Below are 17,786 nucleotides of genomic sequence, written 5' to 3' on the forward strand. Positions count from 1 at the left end.
CGTTGTGGTGGTCGCGCCGTTCTCCGCGCCCCTGAAGGCCCAGGCCCTCCACTTCACCTGGCCACCAGCCTGCGCGCCGCCTCCCGTACCGAAGCCCTCAGCCGGTCCCGGTCCCCGGCCTCCCCGCCCACCAGGATCCGCTTCATCTGCGGCACCACCGCCGCCCAGTTCGCCACCGCGATCAACAGGAACAGCAGGTCGCGGGGTGGGATGGCGTCGGTGACGACACCGCGGGCCTGGCCGTCCGCAAGGGTGGCGACCTTCGCGCGGTAGTGCTCCTGACGCTCCGCCTCGTCCGGCAGTTCGCCGGTCGCGCCGTATTCCAGGCCCTCCCAGAAGAGCAGGCGCAGCACCTCGGGGTGGGCCTCGTGGTAGTCCATGAGGCGGTCGATCCAGTTCTCGATGTCGTCCGGGTCGACCGGGACGGCGACCGCGAGATCGAGCATGGACCTGCCCAGGACCTTGGTGAACAGCTCCGCCTTGTTGCCGAAGTAGGCGTAGATGAGCTGCTTGTTGGCCTTGGCCTCGGTCGCGATGCGGTCGATGCGGGCGCCCGCGATGCCGTGGCGGGCGAACTCGGCGACCGCCGCCTCGAAGATCCGGGCCTTCGTGGCCTCGGGGTCCCTTGCTGCTGCCATGGGGCCCAGGGTAGAGGGAGGCGAGGAAGTAACCAACTATTTGGTTGACAGGGAATCGGCGGCACTCGCAGACTGTTGAGCCATTCGTCCAACCAACCAGTTAGTTGTAAGACCGAACTCGAAGGATCCCCCGGTCATGCCGACAGCAACCGTCACCACAGGACGGCCCGCCGAGACCCAGGTCCGGAACGCGGGCTCGCTCCTCCTCGTCCTCATCGCCGTCTGCACCGCCGTCACCGCCGCCAACATCTACCTCGCGGCCCCGCTGCTCCCGCTCATCGCCCGCGACTACGGCTCCACCCCCGCCGCGGTGGCCTGGGTCGCCTCGGTCGCGCAGTTCGGCTACGCCTTCGGGCTGCTCGTCTTCGCCCCGCTCGGCGACAGCGTGAACCGCAGGCGCCTGGTCGCCGCCCTCTCCCTGGTGACCACCGCGGCCCTGACCGCCGCGGCGCTCGCCACCGGCACCACCGCGCTCGCGGCCGCCGTCCTGGTCGCCTCCGCGGCCACCGTCGTGCCCCAGCTGCTGGTCCCGCTGGTCGCCCAGCGCGCCCCCGCCGACCGCCGGGCCCGCCATGTCGCGGCCGTCATCGCGGGCCTGTTCACCGGGATCGTGGCGGCCCGGGTGCTCGGCGGGCTGATCGGACAGGCCTTCGGCTGGCGGGTGGTGTTCGTGGGCGCGGCCGCCCTGACGGCCGTCCTCGGGCTCGCGACGGCGTACGCCCTGCCCGCGGAGCGGGTGCACCGCACCGGCCGGCTCTTCTCGGGCCTCACCGCCCTGCCGTCCGTCGTCCGCCGCTCACCCGACCTGTGGCGCGCGTGCGTGCGGCAGGCGGGGATGTACGGCGCATGGAGCGCGCTGTGGACCTCGCTGGCCCTCCTGCTGACCGGCCCGTCCTACGGCCTGTCGACCGCGACCGCCGGGCTCTTCGGCCTCTTCGGGCTGGCCGCGAGCGTGGTGGCGCCGCTGGCCGGCGGGTTCGTGGACCGTTTCGGCGCCGCGAAGGTCGTGCGGTCGGCGTATCTGCTCGCCGCGGTGTCCGTGCCGCTGTTCTGGCTCGGCGGGCGCGCGCTGTGGGCGCTGTTCGTCGCGGCGATCGCCGTCCACGCGGCCCTGGTCGCCTCCCACGTCGCCAACCAGACCCTCGCCCTGACGACGACCTCGACCCCGGCCACCGCCAACACGGCGTACGTCGTGGCCGGTTTCGCCGGCGGCGCGACCGCGTCCGCCCTGGCCGGCTCGGCCTTCGGCTGGTGGGGCTGGGGCGGCGTGTGCGCCGTCGCGGGCGTGTGGCTGGGGCTGGGGTGGCTGGCCACTTCGGTACGGCGGTGAGGACGCGGTCGGCCTCCGACGAGGCCAGTGCGGTACGGCGGCCGGGGTGCCCGTCGGGCCCCGGCGCACCCCGTGCCGTACAGCGGCCGGAGTGCCCGTCGGACCCCCGCGAACCCCGTGCCCTACGGCAGCCGGGGCGCCCGTCGCACGCGGCGAAACCCCGTGCCGTACGGCGGCCGGAGTGCCCGTCGGACCCCGGCGAAGCTCGTGCCGTACGCCCGTCGGGCTCCCGCAAGGCCCGTGCCGTACAGCGGCCGGAGTGCCCTCGGACCCCGGCGAACCCCGTGCCGTACAGCGGCCGGAGCGCCCCGGTGTTCGTCCGGTGCGCTCCGGTCGTCGTGCCGCTCGTGCGTCTCAGAGCTGGGTGACGTCCAGCTCGCCCTCCGCGTACCGCTTGCGGATCACCTTCTTGTCGAACTTGCCGACGCTCGTCTTCGGGACCGCCTCGATGATCGACCAGCGCTCCGGGAGCTGCCACTTGGCGATCCTGCAGACATCGCTCGCCAGGAACGCGCGCAGGGACTCGAAGTCGGCGGTGGAACCCTCCTTGAGGACGACCGTGGCCAGGGGCCGCTCGCCCCACTTGTCGTCGGGGACGGCGACGACGGCGGCCTCGGTGACGTCCGGGTGGGACATCAGGGCGTTCTCCAGCTCGACCGAGGAGATCCACTCGCCGCCGGACTTGATGACGTCCTTGGCCCGGTCGGTGAGGGTGAGGAAGCCGTCGGCGGAGATCGTGCCGACGTCACCCGTCTTCAGCCAGCCGTCCTCGCTGAACTTGTCGGCGGGGCGCAGCGGTTCGGCGTCCGGGCCGTTGTAGTAGGCGCCGGCGATCCAGGGGCCGCGGACCTCCAGCTCGCCCGCGGACTCGCCGTCCCAGGGGAGGCGCTCGCCGCCGGGGCCGGTGAGGCGGGCCTCGACACCGGCCGGGAAGCGGCCCTGGGTGAGGCGGTACGCGAACTCCTCGGGCGTGCCGGCCACGTGGGCCGGCGGGCGCGCGATGGTGCCGAGCGGGGAGGTCTCCGTCATGCCCCAGGCGTGGCAGACCCGCATGCCCAGCTTGTCGAAGGCCTCCATCAGGGACGGCGGACAGGCCGAGCCGCCGATGGTGACCTGGGTGAGGGAGGAGACGTCCCGCGGCTTGGCGGTGAGCTCGCCGAGCAGTCCCTGCCAGATGGTGGGGACCGCGGCCGCGTGGGTGGGCCGCTCGCGCTCGATCATCTCGGCCAGGGGCGCGGGTTGCAGGAAGCGGTCCGGCATCAGCATGTTGACGCCGGTCATGAAGGTGGCGTGCGGCAGGCCCCAGGCGTTGACGTGGAACTGCGGGACGACCACCAGGGAGGTGTCCTGGTCGGTCAGGCCCATCGACTGGGCCATGTTGACCTGCATGGAGTGCAGATAGATCGAACGGTGGCTGTAGACCACGCCCTTGGGGTCGCCCGTGGTGCCGGAGGTGTAGCACATGGCGGCGGCCTGGCGCTCGTCCAGCTCGGGCCAGTCGTAGCTGGTGGGCTTGCCGGCGATCAGGTCCTCGTACTCGTGCACGCGCGCGTGGGAGCCTTCGAGGGCCGAGCGGTCGCCGGGTCCTGAGACCACCACGTGCTCGACCGTCTTCAGGTGCGGGAGCAGGGGGGCGAGCAGGGGGAGCAGCGAGCCGTTGGCGATGACGACCCGGTCGGCCGCGTGGCCCACGATGAAGGCCAGCTGGTCGGCCGGGAGGCGCAGGTTCAGGGTGTGCAGGACCGCGCCCAGGGAGGGGATCGCGAAGTAGGCCTCGACATGCTCGGCGTTGTTCCACATGAGGGTCGCCACGCGCTCGTCCTCGACGACGCCGAGGTCCTCGCGCAGGGCGTGCGCCAGCTGGGCGGCGCGGGCGCCGACCTCGGCGAACGAGCGGCGGTGCGGCTCCGGCTCGCCGGTCCAGGTGGTCACCTGTGAGGTGCCGTGGATCGACGACCCGTGGGTCAGGATCCTGGAGATCAGCAGCGGTACGTCCTGCATGGTGCTCAGCACGGCGTCCTCCCGGGGCGACATTGCCTACGCGGTAGTAAGGGATGCGCCGATTCTGCGCACATACCAAGCGGTATGTCACTAGAGACGGGCGATCGATCACGTCACGATGCCCTCACAACGGGCGAGGGGGCCGGACGGTTCCCTGGACCGGGAGGCTGTTACCGGTGGCACCGAGGCTGTTACCGGTGGTACCCAGGCCGAGCCCCGGCGGGCAGGCACAACGGCGGAGCAGTGGCCCCTAGCGGGCCAGCACCAGTTCCGGGTCCTCGCGGAGTTTGCCGAGGGCCCGGGACACCGCCGACTTCACGGTGCCGACGGAGACGCCGAGCACCTCGGCCGTCTGCACCTCGCTGAGGTCCTCGTAGTACCTGAGGACGACCATCGCCCGCTGCCGGGCCGGCAGCTTCATGATCGCCCGCCACATCGCGTCGTGCAGCGCCTGCTGCTCCGCGGGGTCGTCCTCGCCGGGCACGGGATCCGGCTCGGGGATCTCGTCGGTCGCGAACTCGTCGACCTTGCGCTTGCGCCACTGCGAGGTACGCGTGTTCAGCAGGGCCCGGCGCACATAGCCGTCGAGGGCCCGGTGGTCCTCGATGCGCTCCCAGGCGACGTAGGTCTTGGTCAGGGCGGTCTGCAGCAGGTCCTCCGCGTCGCTCGGGTTCGCGGTCAGCGACCGGGCGGTACGCAGCAGCACCGGCTGGCGGGCCTTCACGTACGAGGCGAACGACGGGTACGCGAGGGTCTGCGTCGCCGGTACGGCGGCCTTCGAAGCGCTGGTGCAGACGGGTGTGGTCATGACTCCACGCTAGATTCGCGACCGGCCGCGCTCATCGGCCACAGGTCCCGAAGAAAACTCCCCCTCAGGTTGTAGAGGTGGGGCTGACTCCACCTCCTGAAGGTGGACGAGGAGGCGCCGTCTACTGCGGGTTCACCCCTGGGGGGTCATCCGTCCGAGGTGAGCACCAGCCCGGACGTCGGCACCCCCGTCCCGGCCGTCACCAGGACCCGTCCCGCCCCCGCCACCTGGTTCACCGCCGTCCCCCGCAGTTGCCGTACGGCCTCCGCGATGCCGTTCATACCGTGGAGGTAGGCCTCGCCCAGCTGGCCGCCGTGGGTGTTGAGGGGCAGGACGGCCCGGCGCACGAAGTCCGCGGCCTCGCCCCGGCCGCAGAATCCGAACTCCTCCAGCTGCATCAGGACGAACGGGGTGAAGTGGTCGTAGAGGATCGCCACGTCGACGTCCTCGGGGCCGAGGCCCGCGGTGCGCCAGAGCTGGCGGGCCACGACGTTCATCTCCGGGAGCCCGGTGAGGTCGTCGCGGTAGAAGCTGGTCATCTGCTCCTGGGCGCGGCCCGCGCCCTGGGCGGCCGCCGCGACGACGGCGGGCCGGTGGGGGAGGTCACGCGCGCGTGCGAGGGAGGTGACGACGATCGCCTGGCCGCCGTCGGTCTCCTGGCAGCAGTCCAGGAGCCTGAGCGGCTCGACGATCCAACGGGAGGCCGCGTGGTCGGCGAGGGTGATGGGGCGGCCGTGGAACCAGGCCGCCGGATTGGTGGCCGCGTACGCCCGGTCGATCACCGCGACATGGCCGAAGGCCTCCGGGGTGAGGCCGTACGTGTGCAGATAGCGCTGGGCCGCCATCGCCACCCAGGAGGCCGGGGTGAGCAGGCCGAAGGGGAGGGACACAGCCGAGCGCGGCTCCCTCGGCCGAGGGTTCGCGGTGCTGCACGCCGGAGCCGAAGCGACGGCCGGAGCGTTCGTTGAAGGCCCGGTAGCAGACCACGACCTCGGCCACGCCCGCCGCGATCGCGAGCGCCGCCTGCTGGACGGTCGCGCAGGCCGCGCCGCCGCCGTAGTGGACGCGGGAGAAGAAGGACAGTTCGCCGATCCCGCAGGCCTGGGCGACGGTGATCTCCGGGCTGGTGTCCATGGTGAAGGTGACCATGCCGTCCACGTCGGCCGCCGTGAGCCCCGCGTCGTCGAGCGCCGCGCGGACCGCCTCGGCGGCCAGGCGCAGTTCGCTGCGGCCGGAGTCCTTGGAGAACTCGGTGGCCCCGATGCCGGCGATCGCGGCCAGGCCGCCGAGCCGGTCACGCGCGCGTGCGCTCATTCGGCGTCCCGCAGACAGAAGGTGACCGTCCCCGTCACATGGTTGCCGATGCCGTTGGTCCCCACGATCCGGACCGTCGCGGTGGCACCTTCGACGGCCTCGACGGTCCCCTTCAACACCATGGTGTCGCCGGGGTAATTGGGCGCGCCCAGCCTGATGGCCACTTTCCGCAGCACGGTGCGCGGGCCGAAGTGGTCCGTGACGTACCGCCCCACCAGGCCGTTCGTCGTCAGGATGTTCATGAAGATGTCCGGGGAGCCCTTGTCGCGGGCCGACTCCGGGTCGTGGTGCACGTCCTGGTAGTCCCGGGAGGCGATCGCACCCGCGACGATCAGCGTGCGGGTGACCGGGATCTCCAGGGGCGGCAGCTCGTCGCCCGTTCTCATACGACGGCCTCCTCGGCGGCGGCGCGGAAGACGGGAAGGGTGAGATCACCGTCGTAGGACCGGAAGACGAGTCGCACCGGCATCCCGATCCGCACCTTGTCGTACGGCGTCCCGACCACGTTGCTGATCATCCGCACACCCTCGGCGAGTTCGACGAGCACGACGGCGTAGGGAGGGTCGAACGCCGGGAAGGGCGGATGGTGCATGACGACGTACGAGTGGACGGTCCCCTCGCCGCCCGCCTCGACGGTGTCCCAGTCCGGGCCGCCGCAGCGGGCGCAGCCCGGCAGCCACGGGAAGCGGAGGGCCCCGCAGGCGGTGCAGCGCTGGATGAGGAGCCGGTGCTGTTCGACGCCCTCCCAGAAGCCGGCGTTGTCACGGTTGACGACGGGGCGGGGCCGGGGAGGTGTCTTCCGCTCCGCCCTCGCGGGCGCGTACTTGAGGATGCGGAACCGGTGGGTGCCGACGAGGGCCCCGGCCACCCGGACGTCGGTACGGGTCGTGACGAAGTGACCGGTGCCGAGCTTGGTGGTCTTGCGGTCCGAGACCGACTCGATGACCGTGTCGAACGTGATCTCGTCACCGGGACGCAGTGGCCGGAAGTACTCCTGCTCGCAGTCGGTGGCGACGACCGAGGTGCACCCCGCCCCGTCGAGGAGGGCGAGGAGTTCGTCGTACGACGACGATCTGCCCGGGTGGCCGCTCAGTCCCCCCATCGTCCAGGCCTGGAGCATGGTGGGCGGGGCGACGGCGTCGGGGCCGTCGTAGGCCGGATGGGCATCGCCCAGGGCTTCGCACCAGTGGCGGATCATCGGCAGGTTGACGGGGTCCTTGCCGGCGGCGGAGACGGCGGCGGGGTGACCTTCGTAGGACTTCAGGCGGGTCAGCAGGTCGGGGTGCGGGGCGTTCGGGTCGGCGGCCATGACGACAACCTCCTTGTCCGCAAGATTTCCTGACTGTCCGTCAGATCCGTGACGGTGTCAAGGCCGGGTCCGGGAAGGGTCTCAAGGCCGGATCCGTGACGGTCTCAAGGCCAGACCCGGGGCGGTGTCAAGGCCGGCACCGCGCACCCCACACGCCTGCGCGGCGGCGCCGAAGCACCGCCGCGCGGACGTGTCCCACCCCATGGCCTCCCGCCCCCGGTCGAGGGCGTGTCAGCCCCCGCGCCTCACCACCACAGCGGGGTGAAGTTGACGGACGTGTTGTTGTTCCCCTGGTTGACGGCCGTGAACGCGGAGCCGTTGACCTGTGCCGTGTTGCTTTGGTTCGACGCCCCGGAGCCGACGGCGTTCTGCTGTGTCGTGGACGAGTTGCCGTTGTTGTCGTGCCCGACGCCGCTGCCCACGATGCTCGCGACACCCGCGTTCGATCCGTCGTCCGCGAAGCCGCCGTTGTCCGCCGTCGCGACGCCGGTGAAGAGTGCGGCGGCGAGCGGGAGAGCGGAGACGGCGGCGATGACGCGAGCGGTACGGATGCTTGCCATGGTGTTTCCTCCAGAACCCGGCACATGCCGGTAGTGCGTCAAGTGATGCTTCTTGCAGGGCAGTTGGCCGACCGCCCCGGTGCTGTGCACGACGTCGCGAGTCCAGAGTTGCCCACCGAATCCCCGGCGAACCAGAGCGGAAGCGGTTATTCCCCCTGAAGCGTGAGGACAAGTCGATAAACCCCTTTCGCGACTTCAGGCACCAGTACCGGACGATCCGGACTCTTGATCGCCAAGGGGGACAACAGAGGAAGCGTTCCGGCACCTTTTCGGCCAATCCCTCACCGTCGGCGCGCCGCGCTCGCCACCCCTTCCCTTTTTCGAACACGCGTACGAACATGGATCCATGGCCACCACAGACCGGCAGGCCACGACGCTGGCCCTCGCACACGCCCTGTCAGCCGCCGAGCGCGGGCTGGCCGTCATCCCCCTGTCCCGCACCAAGCTCCCGGCCCTGCGCTCCCCCCACCGCGACGACCACCCCCTGACCGGCCCCTGCCACGGTGAGTGCGGCGCGTTCGGACACGGGGTCTACGACGCCTCGACCGACCCCGTCCGCATCCGCGAGCTCTTCGCGGCGGCCCCCTGGGCCACCGGCTACGGCATCGCGTGCGGTCTGCCGCCCCACCATCTGATCGGCGTCGACCTGGACACCAAGTCGGGCACGGACTCCTCGGCGGCCCTGCGCGAACTCGCCCTGCGCCACCTCTTCACGATCCCCGACACGGTCGTCGTCCTCACCCCGAGCGGCGGACGCCACCTCTGGCTGACCGGCCCGCCCGACGCCGCCGTCCCCAACTCGGCAGGCCGCCTCGCCCCCGGCATCGACATCCGCGGCGCCGGCGGCTACCTCGTCGGCCCCGGCTCCCGCACCGACCACGGCACCTACACGACCGCCCCGGGCACCGCCCACCTCGCCCCCGCGGCCTGCCCGCCGGCCCTGCTCCGCCTGCTCCTGCCGCCACCGCGCCCCACCCACCCGGCAACCCATCCCTCGGCCGGCGACCAGGGCCAGGGCCTGGTCCAGTTCGTCCTCGCCGCCCACGAGGGCCAGCGCAACACCCGCCTCTTCTGGGCCGCCTGCCGCGCCTACGAGAACGGCATCGGCCCGGCCCTGGTCGCCCCCCTGGTGGACGCGGCCCTCAACACGGGGCTCACGGAACGCGAGGCACGGGCGACGATCGCGTCGGCGGCACGGATGACGGGCCGCCGCCCCTAGCGGCCCACCGGAACGCACGGCACCACGAGAACCGCCAGAACCACCGGAGCTACGGGACTACCGGAAGTCCGGAAGTACCGGAACCACTGGAACTACCGGAACCACCAGCATCACCGGAACCACCAGCACGGCAGAAACCTTGGAGCGCCACAGAGTGCCGATCATGACCCTGTCCCGGCTCGTCCTGACCTCCGGCCGCAGGGTCGACCTCGGGGAGCTGCGCCTGACATCGACGTACGGCGGGCTGCTGGACGGCTACCCCTGCAGACCGGTCAACGAGCTGCGGATCAAAGGTCTGCTGCGATCGGCCGAACACGACTACCCGACCGCCCCCGTACACCTCGTACCGCCCCCGCACGAGTACCCGGACCACTACCCCGGCGCCTTCGGCCCGGTCGAGATGCTGCCGCCGGTCGCCTGCGTCGGCGTCTTCCGCTCCACGTCCCTGACCCCGACCCGCGATCCCGTCCTCTACGGCAGCCACCTCACGATCATCTGGTTCCAGCCCCACACCCGCATACCGTCGGAATGCGACGCCCAGGCGGGCCTGCGGGAGGTCGCCTGGGAGGAACTGGCCCGGGACTACGAGCTGTAGCCCCGGGCCGAGCCGGAGCCGGGGTGCGACGGCCAGGAACGCAGAAAGGGTGCCCCGTCGAGGGGCACCCTTTCCGACCAGCGCATACGCTGAACTTCCGCGGTGGGTGTGGGATTTGAACCCACGGTGACTCGCGCCACGACGGTTTTCAAGACCTTTCGCCGGTCTGGCAGTCAGCTCGTTTCCCCGCAGGTCAGAGGAGTACAGGAGCTTCGGTCACGCCATCACCGTTCTCCCCGTGCCCCCTACGTGCCCCTCACTCACTGCCGTGCCCTTCCGCAACGTGCCCATACCTGCCCTGGCTCCTTCGAATGGAGTCATCCCACTACCACGGTGGCAACCACGGCGGCGATGGCCGACAGGAGCCCGCCGAGCCCCAAGAAGGCGTTGAACTTCTCCTTGGCCGTTGGGAACACGGCGCGACTGAAGTCACCGGCCTTGCTCCGTGTGACGATCAACGTGATTTTCTGCCACCGATGCTGCCGCCTACTGCACCCCATCAGCACGCCGTAGGCGTTATCGCGGCAGTACGTTTTCTTGTCACGGTTCACCGCGCCACACCAGACCGGCACTTGGAAGCCCGCGTAGGCCGCGACAGCGACCGACAGGGCCGCGATAACCGGCAACGCCCACTGCTGGCTCCATCCGACGATTAGAGCCGCAGTCACCATGTATCCCCAGTACAAACGCACCACTTTGCCCATGGCAACGCACAGTAGCGACCAGGGTCTGAGATCAACAGAAAGTAACAAGTCACTTTCTGTAGCTAGTTTCATGCCTCCACTCGCCTGGATCCGGCGAAGTCTGAATGCGAAAGTCCCCTGACCAACTCGCGATCAGGGGACTTCGTGGCCACACCGGCTCACCCGAGCGGATCACCCCGGTCTCCGCCGGTGAGCCAGCTATCAGACGCTTCAGCGACCTGGTCATCACGACCGGCGACTGGTCGGGCATAGTGCCGGGTCGTGACGCTCGCGTTCGAGTGGCCCAGGCGGTGAGCTGCGGTCATCACGCCGTACCGGTCGGCGACCCATGTGCCGTGCGAAGCTCGCAGATCGTGCGGGGTCACGTCGGTCAGACCAGCCGCGGACACGGCGGGGTCAAAGTAGGCCTTGCGCCACTGGTTGTAGTGCAGAGGCTTGCCCGCCGGGGTGGTGAACAGCAGCGCAGCCCCGTCGTCCGGAAGGCTTTCCAGGTGCTTCCCGAGCCGCTTCGCGAGGGTGGGCGCCACACGGAGTAGCCGCTTCTGGTGAGACTTTGGAGTGTCGAAGACCAGGGCGCCGTTCGCCTCGGCAAGGTTCTCGTCGACGAGCACGGTGCCGCTCGCCACGTCGACGTCATCGCGGCGCAGCGCGAACCCCTCGCCGACTCGCAGGCCAGCAAAGGCCAGCAGGGCGATCAGCAAGTCATGGGGCTTCTCGGCCTTCCGCACGAGTCGTGAGGCTTCGAGCGGAGTCAGGATGTGCGGCTCTGTCTGCGGCATCCGGGGGAGGCGCACACCTCGGCAAGGCGTCTGCGCGATCAGCCCGTTGTCGACCGCCGACTGCATGACCTGGGACAGCACTCGGTACGCCTGCCGGATACGGGACGCGCTGAGCCCGACCGTCCGCATCTGCGCAACCCACTCCGTCACAGTGATCGGTCGCAGGCTCGACAACTCACGATCCCCCAGCGCCGGGTTGATCCGCGAGTTGATCAGAGATCGATACGAGGCCTGTGTCTTGTGCTTGAGCTGCGGCGATACAGCGGCCAGCCAACGAGCCGCCCAGTCCCGTACCGTCGTCTGTCCTTCGGTCGGGTCGATCCAGCGGCCGTCTTCGATCTCGATTCGCTTCTTCGCCAGCCATCGATCAGCGTCGGTAGTCGTGGCGAACGTCCGGTCAGCAGGCCGAAGCACGCCATCAGGCCCCGGATACCGAGCCTGGAACCGCCCTGAGGGCAGCTTCCGAATCCGGCCGAAGTTCCGGCGAGACTTGCGCTTGCCAGCCATCAGGCAGCCCCCCTGAGGCCCGTAGAACGAAGGATGACCGGTTCCACGGTGTTCGCGGCCACGTAGGCCTGTAGGGCCCGCTCGGGGATGCGGACATGCCGACCGACCTTCACGAAGGTGATCCGGCGCTCTTCGATCAGCCGACGCGGGAAGCGCACGGTCGTGCCCAGGAACTCGGCGACCTCGTGCACGTCGAGAAGCCTGTCCATGGTTACCACTCCCCCTCAGCTTCGGAGTTCGCCAAGTCAGCGAGGGCTTCGCGTGCGGTCTCGCGGTTGTGTTGGAGGTCGCGGCGGATGTTGGCGGCGAGCCAGGATTCGCCGGGGGTGTGGCCGTGTCCGGCGTAGGTCCAGTGCGCGAGGGTGAGCGTGGTGGCCTCCGGGTTGTCGTCGGGGTCTGGCAGGCCGAGGGCTTCGCGTTGCTGGGCGGCGCGGTAGTCGGCACGGGTCTGGCGGAGGGCGCCGAGGGTGGTGGAGTAGCGGCGGGACTTGGTGGAGAAGTGGCCGCGGAAGCCGAGCATGTGGGCCCAGTCCCGCAGCTTGCGGTCCGGGTACAGCGCGTGCAGGTCGAGGCATGCCGCAATCAGCCGGGCAGGGTGCTCGGGCACATCGAGCAAGACCAGCGCTTCCTTGTTGCCGATCCGGCGGTCAACCGTGCCGGTCGTCTCAGCGGCTTTGGTGGCGTACTTCGCGACGTAGGCGGCGACCTTCTGTTCAGTGATGTCCTCGCCGTCCCCGAAGGCTTTGATCGGCTGGACGTCGAGCTTGACGCCCCAGCACAGCGTGCGGGCAGGCTGGTCACCGGCCGCGGGTACGTCGACGGCGACGCGCTTGCGGGCGGCGCGGATCGCTCCGGTGAGGAGTTCGAGGGTGGCCCAGGCCGGGGGCGGGGAGTCGGGCCCGTCCGGTCCGTCGAAGCGGATCACGGCATGGAAGTGCACGGCCCCGCGCTTTTGGTACTCAGCGACCTTCCCGAAGGAGACCCGGGACTGTTCCTTGGCATCCTTCTGCGTGAGCCCGGCCCGCTTGGCGATCTCGCGGCGCAGGTAGATCGTGAAGTAGCGCCACAGCTCGGAGGCGTGGTTGTTCCACAGCACCGCGCCCGCGTAGTCGTAGGTGTCGGGGTCAAGCGGAGTGCCCAGCTCGGCAGCGTCCTCGGGGTGGCGTACCCCGCAGCGGCAACGGCCGGTATCGGGCCGGTTGTGGACCCGCCCGAACGACGGTGCGGTGAGGGTGGCGAACACCCGCGGGTGATCCCGGATGGTGTGCGGGGTGCCCTTGGCGGGATCTCCGACGAGTCCGGAGCGGATCAGGTGGTAGGTGTCTCCGGCGTAGGTCCAGGCGCAGGAGGGGCAGCGGGAGGCTCGCCGGTTGCCGCACGCGATCCGGAGTCGCCCACCGGGCTCGGTGTCGGTCGAGTAGGTGTGCAGGACCTGTCCGGAGGCAGCGTCGCGGGTGACGGTGGAGCCTTGCAGGTGGATGGGGTCGGAGCAGCCGCCGGTGCGGCGGATCTGGTCTTGGATGCGGTCGAAGCCGTCAGACCCGGCCAGCCTCAGCACGTCGGCGAGGGTGGCCGGGTCCAGGCCCGCCATGGTGGCGGTGTCGGTCACGTCCAGCACCACCCGTTGTCGCAGCCTTCGTCGTCGGTGTCGAAGAGCGGCAGTTGGTCGCCGCCCTTGAACAGCTCCCGCAGGGGGCGTGCCAGGCGGGTCAGGTAGACCGGCCGTTTGCCCTTGGCTGCCAGGTGGGTGTTGATGGTGTCCTCGATCTGGCAGGCCCGCTCGAAGCGCTGCGGGTCCTGCTCGCGCATGGCCTGCCATTCGGGGATCTTGCGCACGGGGCAGAAGTCGCAGGACGACTTCGGCGGCACCGGCAGACCCGCGGAGCGGATGATGCGCGGGCAGTCTGCCCGGCGGATCTTCAGGTCGAGGAGCGGATAGACGAGCCGCTCATAGGGCATGGCCTTGCCCGCGTTGGCACGGCCGATCTCGTCCAGGCTGATACCCATGGCGACCGTGGCCGGGTTGTCCTCGCTGGCGCCGTGTGCCGTCAGCCAGGCTCCGGTGACCCGGATCTTGAATTCCACGGTGCAAACGCGGGAGCCGGGTTTGCCGTTGGTCAAAAAGACCGGGATGGTCTGGCGGCTGCCGTTGCTGGTCATGATCCGCTGTCGGATCGTCTCGGTGCCGTTCTTGGTCTCGCGGTGCAGCTCGATCAGGTCGAGTCCGTGGGCAGCGGCGTACGGGGCGGCGTGCTGCTCGAAGTAGCGCAGTGTCGCGGGGTTTTCGCTGTCGGGGCCGACGTTGGCGAACAGGAAGGTGCGGAAGTCGAGGCGGCCCTGAGCGGCAAGGACGAGAGCGGCCATGGACTGCCAGCCGCCGCCGAAGCTGAAGGTGCGCAGATCGTTCACTGTCGGCCTCCACGGTGGGCGCGACCATGATTGGCGGTGTAGTCGTCGACCAGAGCCTTGACGTCGGTATCGCCGTTGGCGTGGTCCTCCGCACCGCAGCCGCCGCAGACGTAGTCGCCCTGCGAGCGCGTGTACTTGGTGGCGCCCTTGACGCGCAGGCCGGGACTTTCCTCGGTCGGGGTGAGGTCGGCGGGGAGCTTGCGGAACATGCCCGTCACCTCCCGGCCCGGATGAGGGTGGCGGTGGTGCGGCGACCGGTGCCCTTGCAGGTGGAGCAGGTCACGGTGAGGGTGGCGCGGGTGCCGTCCGGGTTGCGGGTGCCGGTGGTGATGGCGACGACGGGGAAGCCGTCGCAGTCGCGGCAAACGGGCGTGTTCAGGGCATGCTGAGGCATGATGAGACTTCCCTTTCGGGTCCTTTGGATCTGGAAGTGGTCCAGGCGCCCGGGGCGGCGGAAGTTTGGCGACCGAGGCCGCCCCGGGGGCCGTTTAGCGGCGGGAGTAGCCGTGCCCGCGCGGCGGGTAGGCGTCGGTGTCGCCGCAGTCGTCGACGAGGCCCTGAGCGTTCGCGGTGGCCAGCAGCGATCCGGCGACCACGGCCGTGAAGTCGTCGACCGGTCCGGACTTCAGGTCGACCGCGATGTCGGCGAGCATGTGCTGAGTCAGATCGCGGTCAGCCTTCTCGGGGTTGCTGAAGAAGCCCATGTCAGCGGTTCCTTTCGGAGTTGAGGATCGAGCGGATGACGAGCGCGCACACGGCCACCGACATGCCGGTGATGGCGACCGCAAGGAGCATGGAGACGAGGACCGCGCCGACGACGAGGACCACGGCGCCGCCGCCCGCGGCGAGGGCGAGCGCGCTGCCGGGGGTGAGCTGAACGACCGGACGGTTCGACACCGGAGCGACCGGGGCCGGAGCGGCGGGGGCCGCCGGGGCGGGGAGATCGGAGGCCGGAACCGGGATCGTGTTGGCCGGCACGACGGTGTCCTGGGGCGGATATTTCGGGGTGAACACGGGTGATGTCCCTTCGGGCCGGGGCTACTTGACGAGCGAGTCGACGGTGGGGCCGAGGAAGCTTCCGGCGACGAGGTAGCCGCCGAGCAGGAGCAGGACCACCAGCCAGATCGGCGGGCGGGTGAGCTTGATGCCGAGGTAGCCGACGACAATCACGGCGAGCCAGAGCGGAACGTCCATGACGGTGATCTCCCTTTCAGGCCTTGCAGCGGTGGGTCTGGGCAGCGAGTTCGGCGGCGGCGCGGTCGGTGTAGTCGGCGGAGAAGCCGCAGCCCGGCGCGGTGCACGCCGCGGCGTGCTTCTCACGGCCACGGCCGTCGTAGTACGTGCCGACCTGCACGGGGCCGAAGCGGCGCCGGTCACGGAAGCGGCGATAGGCGGTCACGGGCGAACTCCCCTTCAGATCATGTGAGTTTGAGTTGAGCGGCGATAGCACCCGCCATGGGGGCGGGCAGTTGGAGCCGGGCCGACAGAGCGTCAGCGGGCATCGGCGATCCGGTGGAAGCGCGGTGTGCGTCGGCGATCTTCCGCGCGTGATCCAGCAACGCGACCGGAACCGCAGGCACATCGGCCGGGGGCGCCTCGGGTGCGACGGGTGCGGCGGGTGCCAGTTCCGGCACCGGGGCCGGGACGGGTTCGTCGTCGCCCTGCATGTCGACGTCCAGCGCCGCCGGTTCGTCCACAGCCTGTGCGGGAGCTGCCGGTTCAGTCGGCGAGTGCACGAGGAGGGTGCCACCGAGGAAGGCGAGCGCGGGCCAGCCAGCGACGAGGATGCGCAGCCAGGCGGGCACGTTCGCCAGATCCAGGAGCCCGGCAGTAGCGATGTTCGCGCCCAGCGAGGCGAACAGGGCAATCGTGAACCAGGTCCAGGCGGATCGGTCCCGGCGAGCCGAACGCAGCCGACGCCAGGCGGCGACCAGCAGCAGATCAACCGAGATCGGATAGGCCCAGGCCTTCCAGCCGGATTGCCCGGCGGCTTCGGCAAGGTCGTGCAGATGGGCGAAGGACAGCGCACCAGCGATCACAGCCTGGATCAGTACAGCGTCCGGGCGCAGCGCTCGGGACATAGGTCTTCACCTCCTTCCTGGAGAAGTGGGCGGCTAGTCGGTGGCTTCGCCGGAACCCAGGCAGGTCAGGCAGATGCCGGTCTGCTGGCCGACCGGGCGGCGCTTGCGGCCCACATGGACTGTGCGAGAGACCTCTCCGGAGCCCTTGCAGGTCGGGCACTTCGCCGGTTCGGCGGTCACGGTCGCGCGAGTCTTGGACGCGGCCATGACGATCACTTGACCAGCGAGGGAGCGGCGGCGGCCGGGGTGGGAACGTGGGGCCGGAACGGGGCGAGGAACGGCAGGTCGGGCACCAGGTGCTCAAAGTCCCGGCAGGTCGCGGCGACCTTGTCACGGGAGATCTGCGGTGTGCGGATCTTGCACCAGCCGCCCTCCGCATCCGTGGCCACGGCCGTGCCGGGCCGGTTCGCGGGGATCACACAGGCGGTCGGGACCGCGGTCGGGGCAACGTCCTTCAGCCCCATCTCAGCCGTCTCCTTGTCGTTCACGCGGTGCACCACCCGGCCCGTGAGCTGAGCGCGGAGCATGGTGGCGCCCTTGCCCAGGTCGGAGCCGAAGCGCTGCCCGCAGATCTCCAGGTAGATGCCGACCGCGCGAGCCATCTGCGCGAGACGGATCAGCGCCGTGACAATCCGCGTGCGACGGTCCTCGTCCTCCTTGCGGGAGATCAGGAACAGCTCAGCGATCTCGTCGACCAGCACCACGACCGGCGCAGGCCGCACATCCTCCGGCAGCTCCCAGATGTCCGAGGCGCCGTGCAGGTTCAGCAGATCGAAGCGGTCTTCCATCTCCGCCACCAGCACATCGGCCAGCGAGGCGGCATCATCCGGGTTGGTCGCCAGCGCGGACAGGCGGGGCGCGTACGCGGACTGTTCCACCCCGCGCTTGCAGTCCATCCCCACCAGCGCGACCGGCAGTTGAGCGAGCCCGTTGATCAGGTTGCGCTGATACATCGACTTGCCGGAGAAGTTGGCTCCCAGCGTGAGGGCCATCGGGACCTTGCGGTAGTCCCGCTCGAACGCGGTCCCGTCATCGCGCAGCGCCACCGGTACGGCCATGTCGTGAGGCTGGGCCTTGCGTGGCATCCGCACCCGGCGCAGCACGTCATAACCGGTCATCCGCAGTTCGACGACGCCCGGCTTGACGACCACGACGCGCACGGAGTGGACACCCCAGGCGTGCCGAAGACGCTCCGTCGAGGCGATCACGTCGGCAGGTTCCAGACCGGCCGGAAGCCGCAGCGTCACCCGCAGCCCGGTCGAGGTGGGCCGTATCCGGCGGATCTTCGGCGCTACCGGCTGCACCTCACGCCGGGCCACGTTGCGCGCCATGAACGCCCGCAGGCCGGACGGCTGCACCGTCAGACCGCACACGTCCATCGTCGAGCGGTACGAGTAGGAGAACCGGCCCCACGTGGCGGGCAGGCCGACCAGCGACCAGTACGTGCGCGGGGCCCGGTACTTCGCGTAGCCGACACCGCCAGCCGCCGACGCGGCTCCCGTGGCCTCCAGCCACACCGTCCAGTCAGCCAT

General features: G+C 70.2%; 23 protein-coding genes and 1 pseudogene. 3 read left to right on the forward strand and 21 right to left on the reverse strand.

Annotation, left to right across the window (positions count from 1 at the left end; genetic code table 11):
- Nucleotides 1–53: 53 nt before the first annotated feature.
- Nucleotides 54–638, reverse strand: coding sequence for a TetR family transcriptional regulator (locus tag M2163_RS25160; protein ID WP_280895094.1), 585 nt, complete (start codon nucleotides 636–638; stop codon nucleotides 54–56).
- Between the two features lie 136 nt (nucleotides 639–774).
- On the opposite strand from M2163_RS25160, the gene M2163_RS25165 reads away from it, so the two are divergent.
- A complete protein-coding gene (locus M2163_RS25165; protein ID WP_280895095.1) occupies nucleotides 775–1,968 on the forward strand; it encodes an MFS transporter in 1,194 nt (397 codons plus the stop codon).
- 354 nt (nucleotides 1,969–2,322) lie between these two features.
- On the opposite strand, the gene M2163_RS25170 is transcribed toward M2163_RS25165, so the two are convergent.
- The 6 genes and pseudogenes from M2163_RS25170 to M2163_RS25195 all read right to left on the reverse strand — a co-directional run bounded on the left by M2163_RS25170 (nucleotide 2,323) and on the right by M2163_RS25195 (nucleotide 7,960).
- Complete coding sequence (locus M2163_RS25170) at nucleotides 2,323–4,002, reverse strand: long-chain fatty acid--CoA ligase (protein WP_280895096.1); 1,680 nt, start codon at nucleotides 4,000–4,002, stop codon at nucleotides 2,323–2,325.
- 217 nt (nucleotides 4,003–4,219) lie between these two features.
- Entirely contained in the window at nucleotides 4,220–4,777 is a 558-nt protein-coding gene (locus tag M2163_RS25175) for a SigE family RNA polymerase sigma factor (protein WP_053851784.1), read from the reverse strand.
- A gap of 146 nt (nucleotides 4,778–4,923) precedes the next feature.
- Nucleotides 4,924–6,091, reverse strand: a pseudogene (locus tag M2163_RS25180) (lipid-transfer protein).
- On the reverse strand, nucleotides 6,088–6,477 hold the full coding sequence (locus M2163_RS25185) for a MaoC family dehydratase (RefSeq protein WP_280850583.1): 390 nt from the start codon (nucleotides 6,475–6,477) through the stop codon (nucleotides 6,088–6,090). Before M2163_RS25185 ends, M2163_RS25180 begins: the two are co-directional and overlap by 4 nt.
- Complete coding sequence (locus tag M2163_RS25190; RefSeq protein ID WP_280895097.1) at nucleotides 6,474–7,400, reverse strand: bifunctional MaoC family dehydratase N-terminal/OB-fold nucleic acid binding domain-containing protein; 927 nt, start codon at nucleotides 7,398–7,400, stop codon at nucleotides 6,474–6,476. Before M2163_RS25190 ends, M2163_RS25185 begins: the two co-directional genes overlap by 4 nt.
- A gap of 245 nt (nucleotides 7,401–7,645) precedes the next feature.
- Nucleotides 7,646–7,960 (reverse strand): hypothetical protein, encoded by a 315-nt coding sequence (locus tag M2163_RS25195; protein WP_280850581.1) that lies wholly within the window; start codon nucleotides 7,958–7,960, stop codon nucleotides 7,646–7,648.
- A 346-nt stretch (nucleotides 7,961–8,306) separates the two neighbouring features.
- On the opposite strand from M2163_RS25195, the gene M2163_RS25200 reads away from it, so the two are divergent.
- Both M2163_RS25200 and M2163_RS25205 read left to right on the forward strand, forming a co-directional pair.
- Entirely contained in the window at nucleotides 8,307–9,179 is an 873-nt protein-coding gene (locus M2163_RS25200) for a bifunctional DNA primase/polymerase (protein WP_280850580.1), read from the forward strand.
- Nucleotides 9,180–9,342: 163 nt separating this feature from the next.
- Nucleotides 9,343–9,774: a hypothetical protein gene (locus tag M2163_RS25205; protein ID WP_280850579.1), complete on the forward strand. Its 432-nt coding sequence runs from the start codon at nucleotides 9,343–9,345 to the stop codon at nucleotides 9,772–9,774.
- Nucleotides 9,775–10,091: 317 nt separating this feature from the next.
- On the opposite strand, the gene M2163_RS25210 is transcribed toward M2163_RS25205, so the two are convergent.
- From M2163_RS25210 to M2163_RS25275, 14 genes are all read right to left on the reverse strand, one after another.
- Complete coding sequence (locus M2163_RS25210; protein ID WP_280895098.1) at nucleotides 10,092–10,478, reverse strand: hypothetical protein; 387 nt, start codon at nucleotides 10,476–10,478, stop codon at nucleotides 10,092–10,094.
- Nucleotides 10,479–10,636: 158 nt separating this feature from the next.
- Complete coding sequence (locus M2163_RS25215; RefSeq protein ID WP_280895099.1) at nucleotides 10,637–11,764, reverse strand: site-specific integrase; 1,128 nt, start codon at nucleotides 11,762–11,764, stop codon at nucleotides 10,637–10,639.
- On the reverse strand, nucleotides 11,764–11,973 hold the full coding sequence (locus tag M2163_RS25220) for an excisionase family DNA-binding protein (protein ID WP_280895100.1): 210 nt from the start codon (nucleotides 11,971–11,973) through the stop codon (nucleotides 11,764–11,766). Before M2163_RS25220 ends, M2163_RS25215 begins: the two co-directional genes overlap by 1 nt.
- 2 nt (nucleotides 11,974–11,975) lie before the next feature.
- Complete coding sequence (gene repSA, locus M2163_RS25225; protein ID WP_280895101.1) at nucleotides 11,976–13,373, reverse strand: replication initiator protein RepSA; 1,398 nt, start codon at nucleotides 13,371–13,373, stop codon at nucleotides 11,976–11,978.
- The gene (locus M2163_RS25230) at nucleotides 13,370–14,173 is read right to left on the reverse strand and encodes a phosphoadenosine phosphosulfate reductase (RefSeq protein WP_280895102.1); all 804 of its coding nucleotides are present in this window, start codon (nucleotides 14,171–14,173) and stop codon (nucleotides 13,370–13,372) included. The genes repSA and M2163_RS25230 overlap by 4 nt, the downstream gene beginning before the upstream one ends.
- The gene (locus tag M2163_RS25235) at nucleotides 14,170–14,382 is read right to left on the reverse strand and encodes a hypothetical protein (protein WP_280895103.1); all 213 of its coding nucleotides are present in this window, start codon (nucleotides 14,380–14,382) and stop codon (nucleotides 14,170–14,172) included. The genes M2163_RS25230 and M2163_RS25235 overlap by 4 nt, the downstream gene beginning before the upstream one ends.
- 5 nt (nucleotides 14,383–14,387) lie before the next feature.
- Nucleotides 14,388–14,567: a hypothetical protein gene (locus M2163_RS25240; protein ID WP_280895104.1), complete on the reverse strand. Its 180-nt coding sequence runs from the start codon at nucleotides 14,565–14,567 to the stop codon at nucleotides 14,388–14,390.
- Between the two features lie 94 nt (nucleotides 14,568–14,661).
- Entirely contained in the window at nucleotides 14,662–14,877 is a 216-nt protein-coding gene (locus tag M2163_RS25245) for a hypothetical protein (protein WP_280895105.1), read from the reverse strand.
- Between the two features lies 1 nt (nucleotide 14,878).
- The gene (locus M2163_RS25250; RefSeq protein ID WP_280895106.1) at nucleotides 14,879–15,187 is read right to left on the reverse strand and encodes a SpdD protein; all 309 of its coding nucleotides are present in this window, start codon (nucleotides 15,185–15,187) and stop codon (nucleotides 14,879–14,881) included.
- Nucleotides 15,188–15,211: 24 nt separating this feature from the next.
- Nucleotides 15,212–15,367 carry a hypothetical protein gene (locus tag M2163_RS25255; protein WP_169808255.1) on the reverse strand — a complete coding sequence of 52 codons (156 nt, stop codon included), beginning with the start codon at nucleotides 15,365–15,367 and terminating at the stop codon, nucleotides 15,212–15,214.
- A gap of 16 nt (nucleotides 15,368–15,383) precedes the next feature.
- On the reverse strand, nucleotides 15,384–15,572 hold the full coding sequence (locus tag M2163_RS25260) for a mobile element transfer protein (RefSeq protein WP_280895107.1): 189 nt from the start codon (nucleotides 15,570–15,572) through the stop codon (nucleotides 15,384–15,386).
- Nucleotides 15,573–15,591: 19 nt separating this feature from the next.
- Nucleotides 15,592–16,254, reverse strand: coding sequence for a DUF2637 domain-containing protein (locus tag M2163_RS25265; RefSeq protein ID WP_280895108.1), 663 nt, complete (start codon nucleotides 16,252–16,254; stop codon nucleotides 15,592–15,594).
- 33 nt (nucleotides 16,255–16,287) lie between these two features.
- Nucleotides 16,288–16,470, reverse strand: a complete 183-nt coding sequence (locus tag M2163_RS25270; RefSeq protein WP_280897439.1) for a hypothetical protein — start codon at nucleotides 16,468–16,470, stop codon at nucleotides 16,288–16,290.
- Nucleotides 16,467–17,786, reverse strand: a complete 1,320-nt coding sequence (locus tag M2163_RS25275; protein WP_280895109.1) for an FtsK/SpoIIIE domain-containing protein — start codon at nucleotides 17,784–17,786, stop codon at nucleotides 16,467–16,469. The genes M2163_RS25270 and M2163_RS25275 overlap by 4 nt, the downstream gene beginning before the upstream one ends.

Source organism: Streptomyces sp. SAI-135, assembly GCF_029893805.1.
In the GTDB taxonomy this organism is placed as follows: domain Bacteria; phylum Actinomycetota; class Actinomycetes; order Streptomycetales; family Streptomycetaceae; genus Streptomyces.

Coding starts and splice junctions, on each gene's coding strand:
- M2163_RS25160 (WP_280895094.1), bottom strand. CDS start 638: ATGGCAGCAGCAAGGGACCCCGAGGCCACGAAGGCCCGGATCTTCGAG.
- M2163_RS25165 (WP_280895095.1), top strand. CDS start 775: ATGCCGACAGCAACCGTCACCACAGGACGGCCCGCCGAGACCCAGGTC.
- M2163_RS25170 (WP_280895096.1), bottom strand. CDS start 4,002: ATGTCGCCCCGGGAGGACGCCGTGCTGAGCACCATGCAGGACGTACCG.
- M2163_RS25175 (WP_053851784.1), bottom strand. CDS start 4,777: ATGACCACACCCGTCTGCACCAGCGCTTCGAAGGCCGCCGTACCGGCG.
- M2163_RS25185 (WP_280850583.1), bottom strand. CDS start 6,477: ATGAGAACGGGCGACGAGCTGCCGCCCCTGGAGATCCCGGTCACCCGC.
- M2163_RS25190 (WP_280895097.1), bottom strand. CDS start 7,400: ATGGCCGCCGACCCGAACGCCCCGCACCCCGACCTGCTGACCCGCCTG.
- M2163_RS25195 (WP_280850581.1), bottom strand. CDS start 7,960: ATGGCAAGCATCCGTACCGCTCGCGTCATCGCCGCCGTCTCCGCTCTC.
- M2163_RS25200 (WP_280850580.1), top strand. CDS start 8,307: ATGGCCACCACAGACCGGCAGGCCACGACGCTGGCCCTCGCACACGCC.
- M2163_RS25205 (WP_280850579.1), top strand. CDS start 9,343: ATGACCCTGTCCCGGCTCGTCCTGACCTCCGGCCGCAGGGTCGACCTC.
- M2163_RS25210 (WP_280895098.1), bottom strand. CDS start 10,478: ATGGGCAAAGTGGTGCGTTTGTACTGGGGATACATGGTGACTGCGGCT.
- M2163_RS25215 (WP_280895099.1), bottom strand. CDS start 11,764: ATGGCTGGCAAGCGCAAGTCTCGCCGGAACTTCGGCCGGATTCGGAAG.
- M2163_RS25220 (WP_280895100.1), bottom strand. CDS start 11,973: ATGGACAGGCTTCTCGACGTGCACGAGGTCGCCGAGTTCCTGGGCACG.
- M2163_RS25235 (WP_280895103.1), bottom strand. CDS start 14,382: ATGTTCCGCAAGCTCCCCGCCGACCTCACCCCGACCGAGGAAAGTCCC.
- M2163_RS25240 (WP_280895104.1), bottom strand. CDS start 14,567: ATGCCTCAGCATGCCCTGAACACGCCCGTTTGCCGCGACTGCGACGGC.
- M2163_RS25245 (WP_280895105.1), bottom strand. CDS start 14,877: ATGGGCTTCTTCAGCAACCCCGAGAAGGCTGACCGCGATCTGACTCAG.
- M2163_RS25255 (WP_169808255.1), bottom strand. CDS start 15,367: ATGGACGTTCCGCTCTGGCTCGCCGTGATTGTCGTCGGCTACCTCGGC.
- M2163_RS25265 (WP_280895108.1), bottom strand. CDS start 16,254: ATGTCCCGAGCGCTGCGCCCGGACGCTGTACTGATCCAGGCTGTGATC.
- M2163_RS25275 (WP_280895109.1), bottom strand. CDS start 17,786: ATGGCTGACTGGACGGTGTGGCTGGAGGCCACGGGAGCCGCGTCGGCG.